This is a genomic window from Bacillus sp. UNC41MFS5, assembly GCF_000686805.1.
Genome location: NZ_JMLP01000047.1, coordinates 1 through 2,735, shown reverse-complemented (window position 1 = coordinate 2,735; position 2,735 = coordinate 1). Strand labels below are relative to the sequence as shown.

The following is a 2,735-nucleotide window of genomic DNA, read 5'->3' as shown; positions in this document are numbered from 1 at the left end:
GTTTGTTTTTTCCAGTAAACAGTGTAACCAAATTAACCTACGGTGTTACGAGTAAGGAGCTAGTTTCGTTCATGATAACTTAAAGTAACGGGTGCTAGAGTTAAAGATCAGAGCTGTCATTAAGGCGGCTTTTTCTTGTTGAGCTAAAGTAGTAGGTTAGTTAAAAAAAGAAATCCAACTATATAAATTAAAAAGTTAATCTTAGCCTAAAATACCTTGTTAGATTTTCTCGCATATACCATCTATCTAATTTTTTTTGTGGTATTTTAACTATAGATACTAAGTTAGTGTGGTTGTCTTTGGGTATCTATTGGGAGGGAGAAAATATGAATTTAGATATAAGGTTAGCAAATGAGAAAGAAACTCCAATTGTACATAAGCTTATGTTAGAGGCGTTTGAAGAATATCGATTCCTTGAAGTTCCTTCAAGTGCATTAAATGAATCACTAGATACCTTGCTAAATGCACTTAAAAACGGTTCAGAAAAAGCCTTATTGTGCTTTGTAGATGGGGAACCATTAGGTTCTTTAAGATTTACAATTAAAGACGATTCGTTATATTTTTCAAGATTATCTGTAACACCACACGCAAGAGGAAAGGGGATTGCAAAGGCTATTTTATTGTGGCTTGAGAAATATGCTAATGAAAATGGAAAAATGAAAATGGAATGTCGAGTTCGAGCTTCATTATCTAAAAATATAAGTTTATACGAGGCAATGGATTATATTGTTTCTGAAGAAGAAGTTGTCACTAATCCTAATGGTTACCCTGTTAAAACAGTGGTTATGGAAAAGAGTTTGGAGCAAGTAACGGCTTTTTAAACTAACGGGTGCTTGTGCGGCCGAGCATAGGTCGTGTCATATAGCGGGTGGGATTCCCGTCGAGTAAGAACTAGCCATTCGCTCGTAGCGAGTCTTGGAGGACGAAAGGTAACTTTAATCTTTAAGCGTAGACAGTTAGGTGGAGCAGCCGTCAAGGCTGAGAATCTTATGGAGTGAAAGTCTCCTGTCATCAATTGGCCGAATTCGGATGACTAGCATATCCAATGCGTGGGGAGGTAACAAACCACGTTCTGCTTGGAAGTAAAAGTCACGGCGGCCTATTCTACAACGAGAGAATAAGGTCGGAACAGTCTGTGTGGCGAGCAAACCTAGAGGCCAGAAGGATTTAACGAATACTGCAGTCCCGAAATCTACGCCTCTCTGAGAAACTGTTTCGAGGGATTTATGCTTAGCGTCGACCTTTATCTAACGGGGGAAGACCGATGTCTTACGGGAAGAAACGGTCAAAAGCACCGTAAGGGCAGCCGGGATACGGGTTCTAGCATCTAGGGAAAGATTCTCAGAGATAACGACGGGAAGGTCCTACTTCAAATTGGAATGGTACAAACCAATAAAGACCTATCATATATGAGGCTAATAGAAGTTGATAGGAAGATTTAGGACTGGCGCATGAGGTCGTAGTAGCTTTGAGAGAAGAGTAATGTCTTCTTAAGTATAAGCAAATTATACTCCTAATCTAGGTAACACCTTTGATAGGGCAAAGGACCTCTGGGCACTTGGAATGTTTGAGCATTATAGACTCTGAGCTATAAAGTATGTTTAAACTATCTTACAAGTAAACCTACAAATGATGGGGGAATATGTGTACCGACATTTAATCCTGCGGTTGTATGGGAAGGCTTTTAGGTGATTAATCCAAGGTCAGAACCGGACTCGGGAAATCCGACCGTCCGGGATCGTAGGGGGGCTACAGGAAACGTGAATCAATAAATATTGATTGCGCGCGCTTGTTTTCTACCCGACAGCGGGCCGAAAGCCAGATGGTTGAAGGGATTGAGCTCCATAACGTTAGAAATTCGAGAGGGTTGATGCTTTACCTGCAGCAGAAAGCTACATTTCATTCTTCGCAAAAAGGCAAGAAGAATGAAACCTCTCTGGAGTCAGAGACCTTGGCACGTTATACATTGATATGATACGGCAACTCGGGAGACCCTACCGGTCTTTTCTTTTTTTTAGAAGAGTATGGTGTACAAGCGATAACAAGCAAGGAAACCAAATGCCGTGTAGGGAGTCGGATAGCAGCGTAGTACCAATGAAGTTGGGTAATGCCGATGGAGGAAAGGCTAGCTACCAGTTATCACCCTTTCTAGGGACACATTTACTACACACAGAGGTAGGGATAATAAATGGAAACAAAACTACTAAGGATAGCAGAATTAGCAAAATCTGATCTTAAAATGAAATTTACATCACTTGCTCATTTATTAAGTGAGCAATCACTAGCTCAATGTCATCATGAGTTACCTAATAAAAAGGCAACTGGGGTTAATGGAACAACTAAAGAACAATACAACGATAATCTTGAAGAAAACATAAAGGATTTAGTAAGTAGGCTTAAAAGCAAAAGCTATCGTCCTGTTCCAGTAAGAAGAATGTATATTCCGAAGCTCAATACAGACAAGAAAAGACCATTGGGAATACCTGAACATGAAGATAAAATTGTACAAAAAGGCATTACAAAGATACTAAATACCATCTATGAGAATGATTTTTTAGACTGTTCTTTTGGATTCCGTCCAAATCGTAGTTGCCATGATGCTTTGAAGATACTGAACTATTACATTGAAAAGAGGTCAGTAATTATATAGTAGATGTAGATATCAAAGGATTCTTCGACAACGTTGACCACACATGGATGTTGGAGTTCTTAAAATTGCGAATCTCTGACCCTAA

Annotated in this window: 2 protein-coding genes; both read left to right on the top strand. The window is 39.5% G+C overall.

Annotated elements, in window-relative coordinates:
• The first annotated feature begins 326 nt into the window (after positions 1-326).
• A complete protein-coding gene (locus BR30_RS0116105) occupies positions 327-821 on the top strand; it encodes a GNAT family N-acetyltransferase (RefSeq protein ID WP_026565871.1) in 495 nt (164 codons plus the stop codon).
• 1,367 nt (positions 822-2,188) lie between these two features.
• Complete coding sequence (locus tag BR30_RS33720) at positions 2,189-2,650, top strand: reverse transcriptase family protein (protein ID WP_051633648.1); 462 nt, start codon at positions 2,189-2,191, stop codon at positions 2,648-2,650.
• The last annotated feature ends 85 nt before the right edge of the window (positions 2,651-2,735 follow it).

Excerpts from the sequence above, each read along its gene's own strand:
- BR30_RS0116105 (WP_026565871.1), top strand. The coding sequence starts at position 327 with ATGAATTTAGATATAAGGTTAGCAAATGAGAAAGAAACTCCAATTGTA.
- BR30_RS33720 (WP_051633648.1), top strand. The coding sequence starts at position 2,189 with ATGGAAACAAAACTACTAAGGATAGCAGAATTAGCAAAATCTGATCTT.